We start from the raw sequence: 22,442 nt of genomic DNA on the forward strand, positions 1-22,442 counted from the left end.
GCCGGCGTTTGGGCGCGCAGGATCGAGCGGCCAAGGCGGCGGGATTGCCGCCCTGTTCGCGCAGGGCCTGCTTCCACCGGTAGAGCGTGCGCCGGGACACGTCGAAGGCGTCTTGGGTGGCTTTGAGGCCGTGTGTGCCCCAGAAGCGCAGGATGTGCAGCCTTCGTTGGGCGTCTTTGGGGGTCATTGCCCAAAGATGACCCAAGGCGGCTATTCGATAGAACCCCCGGATTCGGTACCCGGCATGGTGCACTTGCATGGCGCTCCTCCTGCTTCGAAGGAGTGCCAAAGGTGTTTGAACTTATGCAGCGCCGGTGCAGCCAGGCCGCGTTAGAATCGGCCATAACGCGGTTCCAAAGCAACCGCCCCCTGTTAGGAGACCCGCCATGGCCCTGCTGAAGGTCCTGGAATTCCCCGATCCCCGCCTGCGGACCAAGGCCGTCGATGTCGATCCGGCCGAGCTGGCCACGTCTGCATTCCAGACCCTGCTCGACGACATGTTCGAGACCATGTATGCGGCGCCTGGGATCGGCCTTGCGGCCAGTCAGGTCGATGTGCACAAGCGCTTCATGGTGATCGACGTCAGCGACGACCGCAGCCGGCCACTGGTGTTCATCAATCCGCGCATCACCGCACGCGAGGGCGAGCAGGTGTACCAGGAAGGTTGCCTGTCGGTGCCCGGCATCTACGCCGATGTCACCCGCAGCAACGTGATCACGGTGGAGGCGCTGGATCGCCACGGCCAGCCATTCACCCTGACCGCCGACGGTCTGCTGGCGGTGTGCATCCAGCACGAGATGGATCATCTGGAAGGCAAGCTGTTCGTGGACTATCTAAGCCCGCTCAAGCGCGAGATGGTGCGCAAGAAACTGCTGAAGGCACGTCGCGCCGCATGACCCAGCCGCCCCCCAGCAGCGCGTTGTCTCTCTCACCGGTTGTCTGATCCCATGCGCATCGTCTTTGCCGGCACGCCGGAATTCGCCGTGCCCAGTCTGCGTGCAGCCGCGGCCAAGGACGAGGTGGTCGCCGTGCTAACCCAGCCCGACCGCCCGGCTGGGCGTGGTCGTGCGCCCACCCCTTCGGCCGTCAAACAGGAAGCCCTGCGCCTTGGACTGCCGGTGCAGCAGCCCGAACGCCTGCGTGACCCGCAGGTGCAGGCCTGGCTGCGTGCGCTGGCCCCGGACCTGATGGTGGTGGTGGCGTATGGCCTGCTGCTGCCGCAGGCGGTGCTGGACATCCCGGTTTATGGCTGCTGGAACGTACACGCCTCGCTACTGCCGCGCTGGCGCGGTGCCGCGCCGATCCAGCGGGCGATCGAAGCCGGCGACCGCGAGACCGGGGTATGCCTGATGCAAATGGAAAAAGGCCTGGACACCGGCCCGGTGCTGCTGTCTCAGGCCATTCCGATCGGCCCGGACGAAACCGCAGGCGAGCTGCACGACCGGCTCGCCGAGCTGGGCGCGCGCGTGCTGGCCGACGGGCTGGGGCTGCTGCGTGCCGGCCTGCGGCCGCAGCCGCAGCCACAACCCGACACCGGCGTCACCTACGCGCACAAACTGGACAAACACGAAGCCCGCCTGGACTGGACGCAGCCGGCCCAGGTGCTGGCTAACAAGGTGCGGGCCTTCCAGCCGTGGCCGGTGGCCGAAGCGATGTTGGCGGGCGAGCGCGTCCGCATCCATGCCGCGCAGGCACTGGCGCAGACCACAGACGCCGCACCCGGCACGGTGCTGGCGACCCGCCGCGACGGCATCGACATCGCCTGTGGCGAAGGCGTGCTGCGGTTGCTGCGGCTACAGCGTGACGGTGGCCGTCCGGTCACCGCTCAGGACTACCTCAACGCTCGCCGCGACCTGCGCGCATGAGCCGGGGTGCGCCTGCGCGAGTCCAGGCGGCACGCATCCTTGATGCCGTGCTGCATCACGGCCGCTCGCTCAAAGCCGCCCTGAACGCAACCCTCCCGACCCTGACCGATGGTCGCGACCGTGCGCTGACCGAAGCGATCGTGCTGCAGGCGCTACGCCAGCAGGCCCGCTACAACGCCGCCGTGGACGGCTGGGCGGCACGCCCGCCTGGCCGCCGCGATGGCCTGCTCCGCGCCCTGTTGCTGGCGGGCTTTGCCCAGCTCGAACTGGGCCTGCCGGCCCATGCGGTGCTGGATGCCACGGTCGAGGCCGTGCGCACGCTTGGCCGCCCGCATCAGGCCGGCATGGTCAATGCTCTGCTGCGCCGGGCACAGCGCGAAGGCCTGCCCGTCGCATCGCCCCGCGCCGCCTGGCCGGACTGGCTGGCACGGCAGGTCGAACAGGACTGGCCGGCGCAGGCCGAGGCGGTGTTTACGGCCAGCCTGATGCCGCCTCCGCTGTGGTTGCGAGTCAACCGCCGGATGCATGCGCGGGATGCCTATCTGGCTGGGTTGCATCAGGCGGGTATCGAGGCACACGCGCCCTCTGCGCTGGCCGATGCCATCTGCCTGCCGACGCCACTGCCGGTGACGCAGCTGCCCGGCTTTGCCGACGGCGCGGTGTCGGTGCAGGACGGCGCGGCGCAGGCCGTGGCCGATGCGCTGGCCCCGGCCGCAGGTGCGCGTGTGCTGGATGCCTGCGCCGCCCCCGGCGGCAAGGCCGCACATCTGGCCGAGCGTGATCCGTCACTGCGCCTGCTGGCGCTGGACATCGACCCCCGGCGCGTGCAGCGCATGCAGGCCGGCTTCGCCCGCCTCGGGCTGGACATCGCCACCCGGCAGGGCGATGCCACCGCCCCCGCAGACTGGTGGAACGGCGTCCCGTTCGACGCCATCCTCATCGACGCTCCGTGCAGCGCCACCGGCATCGTGCGCCGCCAGCCCGACGTGCTGTTGCATCGACGCGCCACCGACCTGACTGCACTCACCACCACCCAGGCCCGGCTGCTCGACGCCCTGTGGCCGCTGCTGGCCCCGGGCGGGGTGCTGGTCTATGCCACCTGCTCGATCCTGCGGGCGGAAAACGCGGCGCAGATCGAGGCGTTCCTGGCCCGCACTCCCGATGCGGTGCTGGAACCGCTGGACAACCGCTTCGGCCACGACACCGGCTTCGGCCACCAGCGGCTGCCGGGCGCGGATGGCATGGACGGGTTTTTCTATGCGAGGCTGGGCAAGCCCGCCACTTCTTCCGCACCATGCCTGCGATGACCACCACCCGGCGCGCCACCTGGCTGTTCTGGCTGATCGCCCTGCTGATCCTCGGCACCGGCCTGGGCCTGCGCGATCCGTGGCCGGCCGACGAACCACGCTTTGCCCTGGCCGCCCGACAGATGCTGGAAAGCGGGCAATGGCTGTTCCCCCACCGCGGCATCGAACTGTATTCCGACAAGCCGCCACTGTTCATGTGGCTGCAGGCGTCCCTGCTGTGGCTGACCGGTCAGCTGCGCATTGCCTTCCTGCTGCCTTCGCTGCTGGCCGCGCTGGGCACGCTGTGGTGCGTCGTCGATCTGGGCCGACGGCTGTGGACGACGCGGGTCGGCGTACTGGCCGGCTACGCCACGCTGCTGGCGTTCCAGTTCACCTTTCAGGCCAAGCGCGCCCAGATCGACCCGCTGCTGGTGTTCTGGGCCACCCTGTCCTGCTACGCACTGCTGCGCCACCTGCTGCGCGGGCCAGACTGGCGGCTGTGGACGCTGGGCTGGGCCGCCGCCGGGCTGGGCACCATCACCAAGGGCGTGGGCGTGCTGGCCCTGCTGATCCTGCTTCCCGCCGGCCTCGCCGCGTTGCGCGGCTGGCCCGGAGTGCGGGTGCATGCCCGTGATCCGCGCGTCTGGCTGGGGCCGCTGGCCTTCATCGCCGCCTGCGGCATCTGGCTGGTGCCGATGCTGGTGGCCGCGCTCGGCGCTGGCAGCGCCGACTACCGTGCCTATGTCGATGATCTGCTGATCCGCCAGACCGTCACCCGCTATGCCAACGCCTGGCACCATCAGCAGCCGTGGTGGTATTTCATCGAAGTCGCCCTGACCACCTGGCTGCCGACCGTGCTGGCGTTGCCGTGGGCACTGCCGGCCTGGCGCCGACGCCTGCAGCGGCGCGATCCGCGCTATCTGCTGCCGCTGGTCTGGGTGCTGTTGGTGTTTGTGTTCTTCAGCATCCCCGCCGGCAAACGCGACATGTACATCCTGCCGGCACTGCCGATGCTGGCGCTGGCACTGGCGCCGCTGCTGCCGGGTCTGCTGCGCCGCACCGGGGTGCAACGGGTGCTGTTGGCCTTCGTATTGGTGCTGGCACTGGCGGCGCTGGCGGCTGGGCTAGCCATGCTGCTGTCCGACCCCGGCTTTGCCCGTCGCCTGCTGGAAGGCCGGCCACCGCACGTGGCCACGGGCCTAGGCGCAATGTTCACTGCCATCGGCAGCTTCGGCCTGGGCGCCTGCCTGTGGTTTGGTCGCCGGCGTGCACCGGCCGCATTGCTGGCCACGCTCACCCTGCTGTGGCTGCTGTACTCGCTGGTCGGCGCACCGCTGCTCAATGACGGCTCGTCCTCGCGTGGCCTGATGCGTGCGGTGGGCGCGACGATCGGCCCGCAGGCCGAGCTGGGCCTGGTCGGCTGGCGCGAGCAGCAGATGCTGATGGCCGACCGCCCGGCGGCCGATTTCGGTTTCCGGCAACCACTGTCGGCACAGTTCGCCGCCGGCCTGCGCTGGCAGCAGGCGCGACCGCAACAACGCTGGTTGTTGGTGGAACAGGGCGACGGGCTGCCGGCCTGCGTGGACCGCGCCCATGCCCGCGACATGGGCCTGACCAATGGCCGCCGCTGGTGGCTGCTGGATGGCCAGGCCGGCCGGGCCTGTCATCCGGGCACGCTGCTTGCCACGCCTTCACGCTCCGAACAGGACTCGGAATGATGTCGAAACCCTCGATTCTCGATGCCCGCGCCTTCGATGCCCTGGTGGTGGGTGCCGGCTTTGCCGGCAGCGTCTGCGCGCGCGAGCTGGCCGACGCCGGCTGGCGTGTGCTGGTGGTGGATGCGCGCCCGCACATCGGCGGCAACGCCTTCGACACCCGCGATGCCGCCGGGCTGCTGATCCACCCCTACGGCCCTCACATCTTCCACACCAACGGCAAACGCATCTTCGAATATCTCTCCCGCTTCACCCACTGGCGGTTCTACGAACACCGGGTGCTGGCGCAGGTGGACGGCGCGCTGTACCCGATCCCGATCAACCGCACCACCATCAACCGGCTGTATGGCCTGAACCTGGACGAGGCGGGCGTGGAAGCCTTTCTGGCCGCGCGGCGCACCCAGCGACTGCCGGCCCGAACCAGCGAAGACGTGGTGCTCAACAGCGTCGGCCACGATCTGTGCGAAAAGTTCTTCCGCGGCTATACCCGCAAGCAATGGGGCCTGGATCTGTCCGAGCTGGCCGCCGGCGTGGCCGCGCGCATTCCCACCCGCTGCAACGACGACGACCGCTACTTCACCGACGATTTCCAGTTCATGCCCGCCGAGGGCTACACCCGCATGTTCGAGCGCATGCTCGACCACCCCAACATCGAGGTGCGCACCGGTGTCCGCTTCCAGCGTGACCACACCCTGCCACCCCGCCGGAAGACCATCTACACCGGCCCGATCGACGCTTACTTCGACTACTGCTACGGCAAGTTGCCTTACCGCAGCCTGCGCTTCGAGCACGAGCACCTGCCCGACGTGGAGACCTTCCAGCCCACCGGCACGGTCAACTACCCCAACGACCACGCCTACACCCGGATCACCGAGTTCAAGCACCTGACCGGCGAACGCGCGCCGGGCACGTCGATCGTGCGCGAATACCCCAGCGCCGAAGGTGATCCGTTCTACCCGATCCCACGCCCGGAAAACGAGGCGCTCTACCAACGCTACAAGGCGCTGGCCGAACAACTACCGGATGTTTGCTTCGTCGGCCGGCTGGCCCAGTACCGCTACTACAACATGGATCAGGTGGTGGGCGCTGCGCTGGCGCTGTGCAACCGCCTGCTTGATCGACAACGGGAGCACACTGCATGACGACGCGACGCAATCTGGTGGTGGTGCGCGCTGGTGACAACTCGGTGCATCCAGGCTGGGTGAGCGGCCCGCAGCGTAACTTCGACCTCTATGTCAGCTATTTCGGCAATCAGCCGGATCGCTACGCCGACCACGCCGAGTACCACGAAAACCGCAAAGGCATGAAATGGCCGGTGCTCGGCGAGCTGCTGCAGGCGCATCCGGATCTGATCGACCGCTACGACTATGTCTGGCTGCCGGACGACGATCTGGTGGCCGATACCGACACCCTCAACCGAATGTTCGACCTCGCCGCCGCGTTCCGCCTGGCACTGGCGCAACCGGCGCTGACCCGCAACTCCTACTACACCTGGCCGCTGCTGCTGCAAGACCCGCGCTATGTGCTGCGCTACATCCGCTTCATCGAAGTGATGGCACCATTGTTCGACCGCGAGGCGCTGCGCACCTGTCTGCCCAGCTTCACCGAGAGCAACAGCGGCTGGGGTTTGGATTGTGTGTGGCCGCGCCTGCTGGAAGCCCGCGGCCCGCGCGCACTGGCGATCCTCGATGCCACGCCGGTCTGGCATTCCCGCCCGGTCGGCGGCGGCGAACTGTACAAGCGCACCGGCATGAACGCCGCACAGGACGACATGCAACGCCTGTTTGCCCGCTATGGGCTCGACCGCAGCGCGCAAATGGAAGCCCGCTATGTCAGCGGCGGCGTACGCGAAGTGGGGCTGCCGCCCTGGCGGCGCCTGCTCGATGCCATCACCCGCCCACTCCGGCGCGCCAACGCCCGCAGGTTGGAGCGACGCGCACAGCGCAAACGGCAGCAGATGGCATAACCGCATTCGCATCGCCATCCGCTGCGATGCCGGAACATGCCGCTGCGATCCCGAATACCTGACAATCGAGACCCGTCTGACCACTTGCAGAGGAGGCAACGGAACGTTTCATGGCCTTCGCCCACACGCACGCGCCCGAGCCGTGGTTGAGCATTCTGATCCCGGTTTACAACGTCTCTGCCTATATCGGCCCATGTCTGGACTCGGTGCTTGCGCAGAGCGCAGACGATCCGGGCATCGAGCTCATTCTGCTCGACGACGCCAGCCGCGATGATTCCTGGGCGCAGGTGGAGGCCTATGCCGCCCGTCACCCGGGCAAGTTGCGCCTCTTGCGCCATCCCGACAACCGCGGCCTGTCGGCTGCCCGCAACACCCTGCTGACCCATGCAACCGGCCGGTATGTCTGGTTCCTGGACTCCGATGACATGCTGCTTGCAGGCGCCGTGGCCGGATTGCGCGACATCGTCCATCGCCATCAGCCCGACCTGATCCTGTGCGACTACCGTCTGCTGGACGACACCCAACCTTCCCAAAGCCGGCGTAAATCACGCATGCAGCGCACCCACACCGGGCCCTCCCGTCGGTGCATGGACGATCCGGTCACCCTACTGTCCGGGCTGCTGACATGCAGGCAGCCACATGCCTGGTCGAAAATTGCCAAGCGCCCGCTCTGGGCCGCTGCTCCTTTTCCGGAAGGCCGCTATTTCGAGGACATTGCCGTCCTCCCATCACTGCTTGCCGTCACTCGCACCTGGTGGCACACGGCAACGCCCTGGGTGGCCTACCGCCGGCACGGCAGCAGCATCCTGGCCACCTTGAACGAAAAGAAGTTCCACGATCTGGTGCTGGCCAGCGAACTGCTCCAGCAGGGCCTGTCGGCACTGCCCGTCGCCGCCCATCCGAAGGTCGCCCACGCCCTGGAGTACTTCCAGCTGCGCACGTTCTGTAATCTGGCCGTCCAGGTCAAAACGCTCGGGCCGGAGTTCGACCGCATCTGCCGGCAGAGTCTGCAGCGGATATTCCCGCATGGCACACGGCACGCCATTGCGTATTGCCGCCGTCGCGGCTGGTGGCTACGCGCTTGGCGTGCCCAGCGCAAACTTGCACAAGCAGGCTGGCTGACGTGAGCCCGGCCCTTGTCTCCACCATCATTCGCGCTAGGCTGCCCGGCTTGCACTTCGCACGTCCGCACGAGACCTGACCATGCTTCCCGCCGATTGCCAATGCTTCGTGCTCAACCTGGCGCGCGCGCCGCAACGGCTCGCGGCCATGCAGCAACGCTTACAGGCGCTTGGCATCCCCTTCACCCGCATCGAAGGCGTGGACGGTGCGACCCTGCCAGAGGCAGAGCGTGCGGCACTGACCCGGATCAACCGCTACTACAAGCCGCTGCGCCCTGGCGAGGTCGGCTGCTACCTGGGCCATGTCCAGGCCTTGCGCAGCTTCCTCGCTACCTCTGCCGAGTTTTTGCTGCTGCTGGAAGACGACGCCTGTTTCGTCGATGGGTTTGCCGACGCCCTGCACGCCGCACTGGCCCTGCGCCGCAGCGAGACCGACACACGCCGACAGTGGGATGTGCTCAAGCTGTGCAACCCGCGACGGCGCTGGCTGCCCTTGGCCGCCCTCACTGCCCGCCACTGCCTGGTCGAATACGGCCTAAGCGTGCCCAGCACCACCACCGCCGCGGTGTGGACACGTCAGGGTGCGGAGCGTTTTCTGGCCGGGTTTCATGGCGTGGCGCGGCCGATCGACTGCGATCTGCAACATCCCTGGGAGTTCGGGTTACGCATCCTGTCCGTGCACCCGGCGGTGGTGATGGCAGAACCGGTGCCCTCGACCATCGGCAGCCACAAACCAAAGTCTCGCAACCCCTGGCCAAAACTGCGCTACGAAGCGCGCCGGCTGTGGCCGCGCTGGCGTCACTTCAGCCGTCTGTACGGGCCGTGGTTCTGGCTGCGCTGGCAGCGCGGTGAACGCTGCCCGCCGGTGGAGACCAGGTCATGACCGCGCGCGTGCGCGTGCTGCACTTCGTCACCGGCGGCTTTTCCGGTGGCGCGACCCAGGTGGCGATCCAGCTGGTCGAAGCGGCCCGGGCCGGCACGGCGATCGAGCCACTGCTGGTGCTGCGCCGCAAACGGCGCACGCCGCCGGCGCGTCTGGCCCAGCTGCGTGCGCGCGGAGTCCCGATGGCGCTGGTGCCGGGCTGGTCGCATCTGGCCACCATCGCCGCGCTGGTGCGGATCTGCCGCCAGTTCAAGCCGGATGTGCTGGTCGCGCACGGGTTTTCCGAACACCTCTGGGGCCGCTATGCCGGCCTGCTGGCCGGGGTGCCGCATCTGGTACATGTCGAGCACAACACCCGCGAGCGCTACACCCGCTGGCGTCTGTTGCAAACGCGCTGGCTGGCGCAGCGCACCGACCGCATCATCGGCTGCTCGGAGGGCGTGCGCGATGCCCTGCTGGCGCTGGGCATGCCGCCGGAGCGCACCCTGGCCATTCCCAACGGCATCCACCTTGCGCCCTTTGCCGATGCCGATGCGCATCCGTTCACCGCGCGCACGCCGGGGATCATCATGGTGGCGCGCATGTCCAAGCAGAAAGACCACGCCACCCTGCTGCGCGCCGTGGCCCTGCTCAAACAGCGCGGCTGGCATGTACCGGTGCAGCTGGCCGGTGGCGGCAAGGCGCTGCACCGCAAACCGCTTGAAGCGCTGGCGCAGTCACTGGGCATCGCGGCGCAGGTGCAGTTTCTGGGTGTGGTGCACGATGTGCCACAGCGGCTGATGCAGCACCAGTTCTGCGTGCTCAGCACCCATTACGAAGGCATGCCGCTGGCCTTGCTGGAAGGCATGGCCGCCGGCTGCGCGGTGATCGGCAGCGCTGTGCCTGGCGTGCGCGAGGTGCTGCAGCACGGCCACGACGGCCTGCTGGTGCCGGAAGGCGATGCCACGGCCCTGGCCGATGCGCTCGAACATCTGCTGCGCCACCCCGAGCAAGCCGCCCGCCTGGCCGCCCACGCCCGCGCCGCGGCGCAGGCCCGCTTCGACCGCACGCTGATGCACCAACGCTACGAAGCGTTGTTTCTGGAACTGGCGCGCTAGCCCCGTTTCCACGCCCCATGCCGCTGCTCCCACGCCCAGGCGTGGGCGAGGATGGTGTCGAGATCGGCATGCCGCGGCTGCCAGCCGAGTACCTGGCGCGCGGCGCGGGCATCGGCCACCAGCACCGGCGGGTCGCCGGGGCGGCGCGGGCCGGTCTGCACCGGGATCGGGTGCCCGCTGACCCGGCGCGCGGCCGCGATCACCTCGCGCACCGAATAGCCGTTGCCATTGCCCAGGTTGTAACGGGCGCTGCCACCGCCGGCCAGCAGCTGCTGCAGGGCCAGCAGGTGCGCCTGGCACAGGTCGCTGACGTGGATGTAGTCGCGGATGCAGGTGCCGTCCGGGGTGGGGTAGTCCTCGCCGTACACGGTGATGTGCGGACGGCGGCCGGAGGCCACCTGCAGGATCAACGGGATCAGGTGGGTTTCCGGCTCGTGGCATTCGCCCAGTTCGCCTTCGGGATCGGCGCCAGCCGCGTTGAAATAGCGCAGGCACACCGATTTCAGCCCGTAGGCGCGGTCATAGTCGTCCAGCATCTGTTCGACGAACCATTTGCTGCGGCCGTATGGGTTGATCGGTGCCTTGGGGTGGGCCTCGTCGATCGGGGTGTACTGCGGATCGCCGAAGATCGCTGCGGTCGAGGAAAAGATGAACCGGTCGATCCCCTGTGCGCGCATGGCGTCCAGCAGCACCTGGGTGGCGGTGACGTTGTTGCGGTAGTACTTGCCGGGGTCGGCCACCGACTCGCCGACTTGGATGAAGCTGGCGAAATGCATCACCGCCGCCGGCCGCAGCTGCGCCAGCAGCGCGGACACAAAGCCGGCATCGCCGATATCGCCCACATGCAGCGGCGCCCCCAGCACCGCCTCGCGCCGGCCGGAGGACAGATCATCGACCACCGCCACGGCATAGCCGGCCTGGCGCAACTGTTTGACCATGTGCGAGCCGATGTAGCCGGCGCCCCCGACGACCAGAATGCATGTCTGCATGGAAGTTCCTTCTTTCACCCGAACCGCCTGGCATTGTCACCGATGCCGGCCACATTCGGCGGCTGCCGTATCCTTGGCGGATGACTTCGCTCCGTGATGATCTGCGCATCCTGTGGGCGCCGCTGCTGGCCTGGGCCGCGGTGGCGCTGCTGTCGATCTTCCTGCACGGCCCGCTGCCGCTGTATTCCACCCGCACCCTGGCGGTGGCCTGGGAAATGTGGGATCGCGGCAGCTGGCTGGTGCCACTGTTCAACGGCGCGCCGTATTCGCACAAAACCCCGCTGCTGCCCTGGCTGCTGCATGCCGGCTGGGTACTGGGCGGGGTGAATGACATCTGGCCGCGCCTGCTGATGGTGCTGCTGGGGACGCTGGTGATTGCCCAGAGCGGGCTGCTGGCGCGCCGGCTGTTCCCGCAGCAGCCGCCACTAGCCACGCTCACCGCCTGGGCCATGGCCGGCCTCTGGTATTTCTTCCTGTTCTCACTGCAACTGATGTACGAGCTGCTGCTGGCGGCAACCGTGCTGGGCGGGCTGCTGGCCCTGTGCCGACGCGAGCAACAGGACTGGCGCCCGAACTGGCCCGGTTTTGCGCTGGCGGTGGGGCTGGGGCTTCTGGCGAAAGGGCCGGTGGTGCTGCTGCACCTGGGCGTGCCGCTGCTGACCGCACGTCTATGGCACCCGGCCGCCCGCGCCGCCGGGAGCCGCTTCGCCCGCCATGCCGCGCTTGCCGTGCTGGCCGGGATCGGCCTGTTTGCGCTGTGGTTGGTGCCGGCCCTTGTGCTGGGCGACCCGGAATACCGCCAGGCACTGCTGGTGACCCAGACCGCGGGCCGCATCAAGGACAGCTTCGATCACGCCGAACCCGCCTGGTGGTATTTCCCGATCCTGCTGGTGCTGCTGGCACCCTGGTGGTGGTCGAGCTGGTGGTGGCGGCAGCTGCCCGCGCTCTGGCGCGACCCGGCCCTGCGCCTGCCATGGGCCTGGCTGCTGGGGGTGCTGCTGGCATTCAGCCTGATCAGCGGCAAGCAGGCCTACTACCTGCTGCCGGATTTCCCCGCCATCGCCCTGCTGCTGGCCGCCGCCGCCTGGCGACGGCCGCGGCTGGATGCGGTGCCGGCGCTGGTGGTGCTGGTGTTGGGCGCTGCGCTGATCGCCGCACGGCAGCTGCCGTGGCCGCTGCCGGCCGCCGTGCTTGCGACCGCGCCGCTGGCCGGCGGTGTGCTGGTGTTGATCGCGCTGGCACTGTGGCGCTGGCGCACGCTGCCCGCGCAGGCCCTGGGCCTGCTGCTGGCGGTGGCCACCGTGCATGCCGCGGCAACCCCGTTGATCCGCCAGCAGTACGACCTGACCCCAACCGCGAAACGGCTGGCGCAGGCGGCGCAGGCAGGCAAGCCGCTGGCCTTTCTTGGCGTGTATCAACTGCAGTTCCACTTCGCCGGACGCCTGCACAGGCCCGTGGCGGCGCTGGATGAAGCCGATGCCCGCGTCTGGGCGCGCACGCACCCGGACGGACTGTTGGTTGTCGAAGCGCAAACCCCCGCCCGTGCCGGGGCACCGCAGCCGCTGTTCCAGCAGCCCTGGCGGATGCGCTGGCTGCAGGTCTGGCCGGCAGCCACCTGGCTGCGCCTGCCCGAACAGCAACGGCCCTTGCCGCCTTCAGCCCACTCGCTACGCTACCAACCGCGCTGACCGGCACGCCGGCAATGCCCTTGCCCGGGCGGGTCAATACAGGTCGAGGTACGGGTTTTCCTCGCCACTGCCCGGTGGTCGCAGGGTGTAGCGCTTGTACGTCCACTGGTATTGGCTGAACGCCGGCCGGACGACCGCCTCGAGCGCAGCATTCAGCGCCGCCACCGCCTGCACCGGGTCATCCGCCGCCACCTCGGCCGGGGCCGGCTGCAGATGCAAGGCAAACCGTGGCGGGCCTGATCCCGGCAGACGCTGGCACCAGGCCAACAGCACCTGCGCCCCGCTGCGGTGCGCCAGCCGGCCGAGCAAGGTCATGGTCAGCGCCGACTTGCCGAAAAACGGCGCAAACTCGCCCTCGCCCGCTTTGGGCTGCTGGTCCGGCAGGATGCCGACCACGCCGCCCCGCTGCAGACGCTTCAGCAGAGTGCGCACCCCGGCGGCTTCCGCCCGCACCTGTTCGACCTGACCGCCGGCACGGGCCCGCACCCGCCGCAGGAAGGCTTCGCCGACCCGGGACTCCGGTGGCCGGTAGAGAATCGCCAGCGGCGTCTTGTGCGCCAGCCACTGGTTCAACAGCTCCCAGTTGCCCAGATGCGGCGCGGCCACGATCAGCCCGCGCCCGCTGTCGAGGGCCGCGTCAAACGCGGCCTCACCGTGGATTTCGACGATGTCGGCCAGGTTCCGTGCCGGCGACCGGGTCCAGAACCGCAGCGTCTCCACGGCCTGACGGGCGGTCGTCCGGAGGATCTCGCGCAGCAACGCTTCCCGCTTTTTCTCGTCAAGATCGCCGCAGATCAGCTCAAGATTGCGGCGCGCCACCCGCGCCTCGCGGGCCCCCAGGTGCAGCCACAGCCAGGCCAGCCCGTCGGCCAGCGTGCGCAGCAGTGGCCAGGGCAGGTGCCCCACGCACCAGGCCAGGGCATACAACACGGTAGCAGCCAGCTCGATCATCCGCCGATTGTAGGCAGTGCGGCCTACAATCGCCGCATGCTCGCCCTGATCCAGCGCGTCACACAGGCCCAAGTCACCGTCGCCGGCGAGGTGGTGGGCGCCATCGGCCCCGGCCTGCTGGCCCTGATCGGAGTGGAACCGGACGATGACGAGCCGCAGATCCGGCGCATGGCCCAGCGCCTGCTGGGATACCGGGTGTTCGAGGACGACGCCGGCCGCATGAACCGCTCGCTTGCCGAGACCGGCGGCCAGCTGCTGCTGGTCAGCCAGTTCACCCTGGCGGCCGACACCCGCAGCGGGATGCGGCCCAGCTTCAGCAGCGCCGCCCCACCGGCACAGGCACGTGTGGTGTTTGACCAGCTGGTGAACCTGTGCCGCAGCCTGCACCCGCCCGGGGTGGAAACCGGCCGGTTCGGTGCCCATATGCAGGTCAGCCTGGTCAACGACGGCCCGGTCACCTTCCTGCTGCGGCCCTGACCGCACCGGGTCGGCAACCTGCCAGACCACGCGTTATAATGCAAGGTTCCTTCCTGCCTTGCTGCAGACCGTCCTCAGGGTATCGATTCCATGGCCAACGACCGTCAGTCCGCCCCGCAGTCCGACCTCAAGTCCTTGATCAGCAAGGGCCTGGAACAGGGCTACCTGACCTATACCGAGGTCAATGACCACCTCTCCGACGACCTGGTCGATCCGGAGCAGCTGGAAGACATCATCAGCATCATCAACGGTATGGGCATCGAGGTGCACGAAGTGGCGCCCGATGTCGAAACCCTGCTGCTGACCGGCCAGCAGACCGGCGGCCGCGAGGTGGACGAAACCGCCGCCGAGGAAGCCGCCGCCGCCCTGTCTTCGCTGGATGGCGAAAGCGGCCGCACCACCGACCCGGTGCGCATGTACATGCGCGAAATGGGCACCGTGGACCTGCTCACCCGCGAAGGCGAAATCGCCATCGCCAAGCGCATCGAGGAAGGCCTGGCGCAGATGAACGCGGCGCTGGCCAGCTTCCCGCCTTCGGTTCAGCAGCTGCTGGAGGATTATGCCCAGCACCAGGCCGGCAAGAAGCGGCTGGCGGACATCGTGGTGGGCTTCAATGACGAGGAGCCGGAACCCGAAGAGCTGCCGGCCGCCGAGTTCGACCCGGACGCCGAGCCTGCCGTGGACGAGGACGAGGAAGAAGAGGTGGAGGCCGCCGAGATCGACGAGCCTGCGCCCACCGGCCCCGATCCGGCCGAAGTGGCCACCCGCATGGAGGCCCTCAAGGCGGCATACGCCAAGTTCCAGAAGGCCTACGCCAAGGGCGGCCCGGATGCCAAGGCCACCCAGAAAGCGCGCGAGGAAATGGCGGCGATCTTCGTCACCTTCAAGCTGCCGCTGCCGCTGACCGACGCGCTGGTCAAGAACCTGCGTGAGGCGGTCAACCAGGTCAAGGAACGCGAACGCCGCATCCTTGATCTGTGCGTCCGCGTGGCTGGCATGCCACGCAAGGATTTCCTCAAGGCCTGGGAAGGCAACCTGACCAACCTGGACTGGGTGGACGAGCTGCTCAAGCGCAAGCAGAAGTGGGGCTCGGCCCTGCGCGACGTCAAGGACAAGATCCAGGCCGAGCAGCAGGCCGCCATCGAGCTGGAAAAACAGCTGCAGATCAGCCTGGCCACCCTGAAGGAGATCAACCGCGAGCTGACCACCGGCGAGACCAAGGCGCGCAAGGCCAAGAAGGAAATGGTCGAGGCCAACCTGCGCCTGGTGATCTCCATCGCCAAGAAGTACACCAACCGCGGCCTGCAGTTCCTCGACCTGATCCAGGAAGGCAACATCGGCCTGATGAAGGCGGTGGACAAGTTCGAGCACCGCCGCGGCTTCAAGTTCTCGACCTACGCCACCTGGTGGATCCGCCAGGCGATCACCCGCTCGATCGCCGATCAGGCGCGCACCATCCGCATCCCGGTGCACATGATCGAGACGATCAACAAGCTCAACCGCATTTCCCGTCAGATGCTCCAGCAGTACGGCCGCGAGCCGACGCCGGAAGAACTGGCCAAGGAAATGGACATGCCCGAGGACAAGATCCGCAAGGTGCTCAAGATCGCCAAGGAACCGATCTCGATGGAAACCCCGATCGGTGACGACGAGGATTCCCACCTTGGCGATTTCATCGAGGACACCAACGCGGTCTCGCCGCTGGATGCCACCACCGACATCAACCTGGTGGAGACCGTGCGCAATGTTCTGGCCGGGCTGACCCCGCGTGAGGCCAAGGTGCTGCGCATGCGCTTTGGCATCGACATGAACACCGACCACACCCTGGAAGAGGTCGGCAAGCAGTTCGATGTCACCCGCGAACGGATCCGCCAGATCGAAGCCAAGGCCCTGCGCAAGCTGCGTCATCCCAGCCGCGCGGAGATGCTGCGCAGCTTCCTCGACAGCGAATAAAAACACACACCCAACCCACCGACGCCGCGTGCGCCAGCCCCGCACGCGACGTTGCCCCGTGCTGCATGGATGCAACCACAGGCTCTGCAGCGGTGTCTGCCACCCGCCGGCAGCAAGCCCCTACAATCCACCGCCACGGGCCTATAGCTCAATGGTTAGAGCAGGGGACTCATAATCCCTTGGTTCCAGGTTCGAGTCCTGGTGGGCCCACCACATCCTGCCTTTCGCAAGACACGCCGGAGCATTGATGCTCGAAACCGTCGAACTGGAAACCGGCCCCGCCCCGCAGTGGTGCGTGCTGTGGCTGCATGGCCTGGGCGCCGACGGCCATGATTTCGCGCCGATCGTGCCCGAGTTGGTCCGTCCGGGTTGGCCGGCCCTGCGCTTCGTGTTTCCACATGCGCCGGTGCGGCCGGTGACGATCAACGGCGGCATGCGCATGCGCGCCTGGTATGACATCCGCGATCTCGATCTGGCCAACCGTGCCGATCTCGACGGCGTGGACGCGTCCGTGGCGGAGGTCGAGGCCCTGATTGCGCGCGAGGCCGCACGCGGAATCCCGCCGCAGCGGCTGCTGCTGGCCGGGTTCTCGCAGGGCGGGGCAATCACCCTGGCGGCCGGGCTTGCCCGGCGCGAGCCGCTGGCCGGCCTGATCGCGCTCTCGACCTATCTGCCGATGCCAATGGCCACCGCGCAGGCGCGTCTGCAACCGCAGGCCCGCACCCAGCCGGTGTTCATGGCGCATGGCACGTTCGACCCGGTGGTGCCGCTGGCGGCCGGGGTTGCCGCTGCGCAGGCCCTGGAAGGGTTGGGCTTTGCCGTGACCTTGCGGCGCTATCCGATGCAGCACGCGGTGTGCGGTGAGGAAATCGCCGACCTGGCCGGCTGGCTGGACGCCCGGCTGAAGACCTGACGCCACCGACGGCGATGACGCGGCCCGCCGGGCGCGGCTACCATCGCAGGCAGGCAATCGGCCTTGCCGGGGAGACGCCAGGCCATGGATGCAACCGCATTACGCGTGCTGATCGTCGATGACGAGCCGTTGGCACGGCAGCGTTTGCGCGCCCTGTTGCAGGCACAGGACGCCGTGTCGGTGGTGGGCGAGGCCGGCGATGGCCAGACTGCAGTGACGCTCTGCACGCAACTTCATCCGGATCTGGTGCTGCTGGACATCGCCATGCCCGGGCTGGATGGCATGCAGACTGCGCACCGACTGGCCGCCCTGCAACCGGCACCGGCGGTGGTGTTTTGCACCGCCTTCGATGATCACGCACTCCCCGCGTTTGAGGCACACGCGCTGGATTACCTGGTCAAACCGGTGCGCCCCGAGCGTCTGGCCGCCGCCCTGAGCAAAGCCCGCACGTTTCTCGTCGGCCGCAGCCTCAGCCAGGCGGCGACGGGCACGCCGCGCCGGCATCTGTGCGCGCGTCTGCGCGGCAGCCTGCGCCGCATTCCGGTGGAGGACATCCACTATCTGCTGGCCGACGAGAAATACGTGCTGATCCACCACGCCCATGGCGAAGACTTGATCGAGGAACCGCTGAAGGCGCTGGAGCAGGAGTTTGCCGATCGCTTCGTGCGCATCCATCGCAACTGCCTGGTGGCCCGCGACCGGCTGCTGGAACTGCGCCGCGACAAGGATGGGCATGTGCAGGCGATCCTGCGTGATGTACCGCAACCACTGGACGTCAGCCGACGCTGTCTGGCCCTGTTACGCCAACTCCTGCACCCGTCCTGAGCAGAGCCAACCGCCGCCAGCGGAACGTCTGTTGCGGGCATGTCACCCGAAGGAACGGCGATAATGCACGCATGACCACGTTGCGCATCGCCACCCGGAAAAGTCCGCTCGCCCTGTGGCAGACCGAGCATGTCGCCGCACAGCTGCGTTCGGCTCACCCTGGGCTGGAGGTCACGCTGGTGCCGCTCAGCACCCGTGGCGACGAGATCCTGGACCGGTCGCTGGCGGCCATCGGCGGCAAGGGGCTGTTCCTGAAGGAACTGGAGCTGGCCATGCTGCGCGGTGAGGCCGACTGCGCCGTGCATTCGCTCAAGGACGTGCCGATGGAGTTGGACCCGGAGTTCGTGCTGGCGGCCATCCTGCCCCGCCATGATCCGGCCGATGCTCTGGTCAGCATGCGCTACCCCACGCTTGACGCCTTGCCGGAAGGTGCCGTGGTGGGCACCTCCTCGCTGCGCCGCCAGGCACAACTGCGGGCACTGCGCCCCGACCTGCAGTTGCGCGACCTGCGCGGCAACGTCAACACCCGTCTGGCCAAGCTCGATGCAGGCGCCTACGACGCCATCGTGCTGGCCTGCGCCGGGCTGGAACGGCTCGGCCTGGGTGGACGCATCCGTCAGCGCCTGACCGCCCCGCTGTGGCTGCCGGCACCGGCGCAGGGCGCAATCGCCATCGAATGCCGCGCGGGCGACAGTCAGGTGGCGGCGCTATGCCAGGCCCTCGATGATGCCGCCACCAGCGTCTGCGTCCGCGCCGAGCGGGCGATGAACCGCGCCCTGCATGGCAGCTGCCATGTGCCGGTGGCGGCGCTGGCGCAACTGCAGGGCGATCGACTGCACCTCGACGGGCTGGTTGGCAGCGCCACCGATGGCCGTCTGGTGCGCGCACAGGCGCACGGGGCGGCGGAAGCGGCCGAGGCGTTGGGCGAACAGGTGGCCGCCGCGCTGCTGGCACAGGGCGCACGCACACTGATCGAGGCTGGTGCTCAGAACGTGTAACGCAGCTTCAGCGTGGCATCACGCTGGTCACGTCCGGGCAGATCGCGGTCACGTCGGGCGTCCAGCCCCGAACTCAACAGCAGCGTCGGTCGCAGCTGCACGTTCAACAGCAGGCTGTTGCGCAGGAAGGTACCGTGCTGGCCGGTTTCGATCCGGGTGGTCTGCAGCAGGCGGATCCGCGGCCCAAGCACCTGCTGCCATTCCAGCTGGCCGCGCAGGATCGGGCCGATCCCGGCGATGCCGTCATCGGCATACGGCTTGAGCCGGACGCCGGTGTCCACCGCCACCTTGAGGCTGGTCGCCGCAGTCTGCACCGCCTGCATCCCGTACTGCACCCCGACCCTTGCGTTGCTGCCCTGCGCCTTGACCCAGTCGCGCGCACCATCGGACACGCGCAGCCGGCCACCACCGCCTGGCAGATCGTCCGGCCCCACCCGACGCTGGCCGCGTGGGATCAGCGGCATGTCCTGCACCACCCATTCGCCGTTGAGGCAGCGCGGCATCAGGCACTGCGGCGGGTCGAGCAGGCGCTGCGTCACCTCCGGTTGCAACACCGGCTGCACGGGCAGGGCGAGCACACTCGGCGGCGCGGCCAGCGCCAGCCATAACATCGGCTGCATGGTCGAACCATCGGCTTGCAGACTGTCCGCAGTCTAGCCCAGACCCTCGGTCGCCGTGATGAATGCAGCGCAGGGTCGGCAGCCAGGGATGGCCGTGTTTTCCGTACCGGCTGCCGCATAATCCGGGCATGGATCGCACCGAACGCATCATCGCCCTCGACCGTCTGCTGCGCGCTGCCCGACGGCCGGTGCCCGTGACCCGGCTGCAGGAAGAACTGGGCTGCTCCCGCGCCACCGTCTATCGCGACATCGCCTATCTGCGCGATGCCCTGATGGCGCCGGTGGTGGGGGATGGCGAAGCCGGCTTCCAGTACGACAAAGACGAAGCCGAGCGCTTCGAACTGCCCGGTTTATGGCTGACCTCGGAAGAGTTGCAAGCCCTGCTGGCGATGCAGCAACTGCTGGCACGCAGCAGCGGCGACATGCTGACCTCCGCGCTGGCGCCGCTGCAGCAACGGGTGGAGAAACTGCTGGAAACCCACGCCCGTGGCAAACGCTGGCCGCTGGAGCGGATCCGGGTGATCGCACACCGGCTGCGACGGATGGACGAACACGTGTTTCGCATCGTCGCCTCTGCCGTGCTGGACCGGCGTCGGCTGACCTTCGACTACCGCGCCCGCAGCACCGGCGAAACCACCCGCCGCAGCGTCAGCCCACAACGGCTGACCCACTACCGCGACAACTGGTATCTGGACGCCTGGGACGAAGATCGCGAAGGTCTGCGCAGTTTTTCGGTGGATCGCATCGGCAACCCGCGCCTGCTCGATGAAGCCGCCCACGACATCGACGACGCCACGCTCGACGCCCATCTGGCCAGCAGTTACGGCATTTTCTCCGGCGCCCCCAAGGGCTGGGCAACGATCCGCTTTTCGGCCAAGGCGGCGCGCTGGGTGGCCGATGAGCGCTGGCATTCGCAACAACAGGGCCGCTTCCTCGCCGATGGCCGCTATGAGCTGAAGCTGCCCTATTCGGTGCCACGCGAGCTGCTGATGGACATCCTGCAATACGGCGCCGATGCAGAAATCGTCGAACCCCGTGCCTTGCGCGAGCAACTGCGTGCGCACCTGCAACTGGCGCTTTCCAACTACCAGGACGACACCCCATGACCGCATCCCCCTCTGAGCAGGCCGCAACCACCCCAATCGCACTGGCACTCAGCGGCGGCGGCGCGCGCGGACTGACCCAGATTGGCGTGATTGAGGTATTGCAAGCGCGCGGGCTGTACATCGATGCCGTGGCCGGCACCTCGTGCGGGGCGCTGGTCGGCGGCACGTTTGCCGCCGGCAAGCTGGACGTGCTACGCGACTGGATGTGCCGGACCTCGCGCAACGAGATGCTGCGCCTGCTCGACCCCGGCCTGGGCCGACCGGCCATGTTCACCGGCGAACGCCTGGTGCGCACCCTACGCGAGTTGATCGGTGAACCCCGCATCGAAGACCTGCCGATCGACTTCACCGCCGTCGCAGTGGACCTGCGCAGGCAGCGGGAAGTCTGGCTGCGCAGCGGCGACCTCTGGGATGCGCTGCGCGCCTCCTTTGCCATTCCCGGGATCTTCACCCCACTGCTGGTGGGCGAAATGGAACTGGTGGATGGCGGCCTGCTTTCACCATTGCCGATTACCGCCACCCGGCTGGCCGTCCCGCACCGGGTCATTGCAGTCGATCTCAATGGCGGCCGGAATACGTCCCGCGAAAGCGTCGTTGCCAGCGCACCGCAACACGCACCCGCGCAAGACACCTCGCTCAGCCGCTGGCTGGAAAACGCGTTTCACCTCAACGGCAACGGTCGCGGCACGCAACGCTCCGGCATCATGGACATGATCGCCCGCACCCTGGAAACCATGCAGGAACGGATCAGCCGCGTACAGGTAGCACTCGACCCACCGGATCTGCTGATCGAGATTCCGCGCGACATCTGCCTGTTCTATGAGTTCTGGCGCGCATCCGAACTGATCGACATCGGCCGCCAAGCCGCCGAAAAGGCCCTCGACGCTGCAGGCTACTGACCACGCGGTGCGCAGTCGCAACCGGTGAGATCACCCGCAGGCAGGCTACACCCTCTGCCTGCGGAGACACCGACATGACCCGTCATGACCTCGATGCCTGCCTGCGCCAACTGGTGCGCCTGGGTGCCCTCACCGTGCTGCTGGTGCCCGCCGCCCGCGCCAGCCACCCGCTGATCGGCTGGTTGCCGCTGTGGCTGATCGGCATGCCGCTGAGCGCCCGCTGGGCACTCCGCACGTTTTGATCCGCCCGTTCTGCCGGCCGCGAAACGCACATCCCGCCGCCACATGTGGATGGGCTTGATGGTGCGCATATCGGACACTTGCGCGTGGAGGTACCGGCGCCACGAGGCTTGAATATTCAAGCGAAATTCAGCCGCCGCTCTCCATGGTGACCATGACCGTTCACCGCAAGGGAGAGGCCGTCATGCAAACACCCGTTCGTCACTCTGGTCGTGTTGTCCTGGCCGTTGCACTTTCCATGCTAGCCATGTTGGCCGTGGCTGCAGACAACGACAAAAAGAGCACCCGCGGCTATGTCGTCGGTCATGGTGGTGTCGCGCGCATGGCCGAAACGCCGCAATCGGGCACTGATTCCGGCCAGAGCACCCCGACCGATGGTGCCCGCCTGACCATCAAGACCAAAAGCTCGCCGCCGGTGCACGGTGGCGCGCCGATTGGCGTCAACGAGCCGGGCGTGAATCTGCGCGGCATTGAAAAGAAGGACATCCGCCGCGGCATGGTCATTCCGCCCCCTAGGGAAGGTCTGAACAACCCGCCCTGACGCCTCGATCCCGGCCTTCCAAGGCAGATTTTTGTCTCGAATGCCGTTCCAATGCCCTGTATACGCGCCGTTTCCGGCGCTTTCAGGCGGGTTTCCCCGCCTTACAGGCGCACCAACCCTGTCGCCGGCATCAACTGCCGGCGCACCATCCACAGATTCGACAGCGCAAACAGCGTCAGCACCTGGGCCGCGTTCTTCGCGATGCCGCGGTAGCGCACCTTCATGTAGCCGAACTGCCGCTTGATCACCCGGAACGGGTGCTCCACCTTCGCCCGCAGGCTCGCCTTGTAGCGCTCCCAGCGCTCGGCG

24 protein-coding genes and 1 tRNA gene are annotated in these 22,442 nt (G+C 67.9%); 20 read left to right on the forward strand and 5 right to left on the reverse strand.

The features are described from left to right. Positions 1-187: helix-turn-helix domain-containing protein (locus BUA29_RS09510; protein WP_218587178.1), on the reverse strand; the 187-nt coding region annotated here is incomplete at its 3' end. 199 nt (positions 188-386) lie between these two features. Between BUA29_RS09510 and def the strand changes: the two genes are divergently transcribed. The 9 genes from def to BUA29_RS09555 all read left to right on the forward strand — a co-directional run bounded on the left by def (position 387) and on the right by BUA29_RS09555 (position 9,933). Further along, positions 387-896 (forward strand): peptide deformylase, encoded by a 510-nt coding sequence (gene def, locus BUA29_RS09515; RefSeq protein WP_072756339.1) that lies wholly within the window; start codon positions 387-389, stop codon positions 894-896. Between the two features lie 51 nt (positions 897-947). Continuing rightward, positions 948-1,865, forward strand: a complete 918-nt coding sequence (gene fmt / locus BUA29_RS09520; protein ID WP_072756340.1) for a methionyl-tRNA formyltransferase — start codon at positions 948-950, stop codon at positions 1,863-1,865. Continuing rightward, a complete protein-coding gene (gene rsmB, locus BUA29_RS09525) occupies positions 1,862-3,172 on the forward strand; it encodes a 16S rRNA (cytosine(967)-C(5))-methyltransferase RsmB (protein WP_072756341.1) in 1,311 nt (436 codons plus the stop codon). The genes fmt and rsmB overlap by 4 nt, the downstream gene beginning before the upstream one ends. Continuing rightward, the gene (locus tag BUA29_RS09530) at positions 3,169-4,869 is read left to right on the forward strand and encodes an ArnT family glycosyltransferase (protein WP_072756342.1); all 1,701 of its coding nucleotides are present in this window, start codon (positions 3,169-3,171) and stop codon (positions 4,867-4,869) included. Before rsmB ends, BUA29_RS09530 begins: the two co-directional genes overlap by 4 nt. Continuing rightward, positions 4,866-6,008: a UDP-galactopyranose mutase gene (gene glf / locus BUA29_RS09535; protein ID WP_218587179.1), complete on the forward strand. Its 1,143-nt coding sequence runs from the start codon at positions 4,866-4,868 to the stop codon at positions 6,006-6,008. Before BUA29_RS09530 ends, glf begins: the two co-directional genes overlap by 4 nt. Continuing rightward, positions 6,005-6,832, forward strand: a complete 828-nt coding sequence (locus BUA29_RS09540) for a DUF707 domain-containing protein (RefSeq protein ID WP_072756344.1) — start codon at positions 6,005-6,007, stop codon at positions 6,830-6,832. The genes glf and BUA29_RS09540 overlap by 4 nt, the downstream gene beginning before the upstream one ends. A gap of 110 nt (positions 6,833-6,942) precedes the next feature. Continuing rightward, entirely contained in the window at positions 6,943-7,959 is a 1,017-nt protein-coding gene (locus BUA29_RS09545) for a glycosyltransferase family 2 protein (RefSeq protein ID WP_072756345.1), read from the forward strand. 76 nt (positions 7,960-8,035) lie between these two features. Beyond that, the gene (locus BUA29_RS09550; protein ID WP_072756346.1) at positions 8,036-8,836 is read left to right on the forward strand and encodes a glycosyltransferase family 25 protein; all 801 of its coding nucleotides are present in this window, start codon (positions 8,036-8,038) and stop codon (positions 8,834-8,836) included. After that, complete coding sequence (locus BUA29_RS09555) at positions 8,833-9,933, forward strand: glycosyltransferase (protein ID WP_072756347.1); 1,101 nt, start codon at positions 8,833-8,835, stop codon at positions 9,931-9,933. Before BUA29_RS09550 ends, BUA29_RS09555 begins: the two co-directional genes overlap by 4 nt. Here BUA29_RS09555 and galE read toward each other — a convergent pair. Then, positions 9,930-10,922 carry a UDP-glucose 4-epimerase GalE gene (gene galE, locus BUA29_RS09560; RefSeq protein WP_072756348.1) on the reverse strand — a complete coding sequence of 331 codons (993 nt, stop codon included), beginning with the start codon at positions 10,920-10,922 and terminating at the stop codon, positions 9,930-9,932. The genes BUA29_RS09555 and galE overlap by 4 nt on opposite strands. A gap of 80 nt (positions 10,923-11,002) precedes the next feature. Here galE and BUA29_RS09565 point away from each other — a divergent pair, with 80 nt between their 5' ends. After that, positions 11,003-12,610 carry a glycosyltransferase family 39 protein gene (locus BUA29_RS09565; protein ID WP_072756349.1) on the forward strand — a complete coding sequence of 536 codons (1,608 nt, stop codon included), beginning with the start codon at positions 11,003-11,005 and terminating at the stop codon, positions 12,608-12,610. 33 nt (positions 12,611-12,643) lie between these two features. Here the strand turns inward: BUA29_RS09565 and BUA29_RS09570 are convergent, their stop codons facing one another. Beyond that, a complete protein-coding gene (locus BUA29_RS09570; RefSeq protein ID WP_072756350.1) occupies positions 12,644-13,561 on the reverse strand; it encodes a lauroyl acyltransferase in 918 nt (305 codons plus the stop codon). A gap of 36 nt (positions 13,562-13,597) precedes the next feature. On the opposite strand from BUA29_RS09570, the gene dtd reads away from it, so the two are divergent. The 6 genes from dtd to hemC all read left to right on the forward strand — a co-directional run bounded on the left by dtd (position 13,598) and on the right by hemC (position 18,727). Further along, on the forward strand, positions 13,598-14,038 hold the full coding sequence (gene dtd / locus BUA29_RS09575) for a D-aminoacyl-tRNA deacylase (RefSeq protein WP_072756351.1): 441 nt from the start codon (positions 13,598-13,600) through the stop codon (positions 14,036-14,038). A gap of 90 nt (positions 14,039-14,128) precedes the next feature. Continuing rightward, complete coding sequence (rpoD, locus tag BUA29_RS09580) at positions 14,129-15,991, forward strand: RNA polymerase sigma factor RpoD (RefSeq protein ID WP_072756352.1); 1,863 nt, start codon at positions 14,129-14,131, stop codon at positions 15,989-15,991. Positions 15,992-16,128: 137 nt separating this feature from the next. Next, positions 16,129-16,204, forward strand: a tRNA-Ile gene (locus BUA29_RS09585). 31 nt (positions 16,205-16,235) lie between these two features. Next, on the forward strand, positions 16,236-16,904 hold the full coding sequence (locus BUA29_RS09590; protein WP_072756353.1) for an alpha/beta hydrolase: 669 nt from the start codon (positions 16,236-16,238) through the stop codon (positions 16,902-16,904). An 84-nt stretch (positions 16,905-16,988) separates the two neighbouring features. Then, complete coding sequence (locus BUA29_RS09595) at positions 16,989-17,729, forward strand: LytR/AlgR family response regulator transcription factor (protein ID WP_072756354.1); 741 nt, start codon at positions 16,989-16,991, stop codon at positions 17,727-17,729. A 71-nt stretch (positions 17,730-17,800) separates the two neighbouring features. Then, positions 17,801-18,727, forward strand: a complete 927-nt coding sequence (hemC, locus tag BUA29_RS09600; protein WP_072756355.1) for a hydroxymethylbilane synthase — start codon at positions 17,801-17,803, stop codon at positions 18,725-18,727. Here the strand turns inward: hemC and BUA29_RS09605 are convergent. Then, entirely contained in the window at positions 18,715-19,347 is a 633-nt protein-coding gene (locus BUA29_RS09605; protein WP_143148888.1) for a DUF481 domain-containing protein, read from the reverse strand. The genes hemC and BUA29_RS09605 overlap by 13 nt on opposite strands. A gap of 128 nt (positions 19,348-19,475) precedes the next feature. Between BUA29_RS09605 and BUA29_RS09610 the strand changes: the two genes are divergently transcribed. The 4 genes from BUA29_RS09610 (at position 19,476) to BUA29_RS09620 (ending at position 22,133) form a co-directional block, all read left to right on the forward strand. After that, positions 19,476-20,453 (forward strand): helix-turn-helix transcriptional regulator, encoded by a 978-nt coding sequence (locus BUA29_RS09610; RefSeq protein ID WP_072756357.1) that lies wholly within the window; start codon positions 19,476-19,478, stop codon positions 20,451-20,453. Then, the gene (locus BUA29_RS09615; RefSeq protein ID WP_072756358.1) at positions 20,450-21,352 is read left to right on the forward strand and encodes a patatin-like phospholipase family protein; all 903 of its coding nucleotides are present in this window, start codon (positions 20,450-20,452) and stop codon (positions 21,350-21,352) included. The genes BUA29_RS09610 and BUA29_RS09615 overlap by 4 nt, the downstream gene beginning before the upstream one ends. A gap of 74 nt (positions 21,353-21,426) precedes the next feature. Beyond that, positions 21,427-21,594, forward strand: a complete 168-nt coding sequence (locus BUA29_RS12240) for a hypothetical protein (RefSeq protein ID WP_178137916.1) — start codon at positions 21,427-21,429, stop codon at positions 21,592-21,594. Positions 21,595-21,737: 143 nt separating this feature from the next. Further along, positions 21,738-22,133 (forward strand): hypothetical protein, encoded by a 396-nt coding sequence (locus BUA29_RS09620; RefSeq protein WP_143148889.1) that lies wholly within the window; start codon positions 21,738-21,740, stop codon positions 22,131-22,133. 101 nt (positions 22,134-22,234) lie between these two features. On the opposite strand, the gene BUA29_RS09625 is transcribed toward BUA29_RS09620, so the two are convergent. Then, the coding region (locus tag BUA29_RS09625; protein WP_143148890.1) for a transposase at positions 22,235-22,442 on the reverse strand (208 nt) is incomplete at its 5' end.

The sequence above is a fragment of the Thermomonas hydrothermalis genome, from assembly GCF_900129205.1.
GTDB lineage: Bacteria > Pseudomonadota > Gammaproteobacteria > Xanthomonadales > Xanthomonadaceae > Thermomonas > Thermomonas hydrothermalis.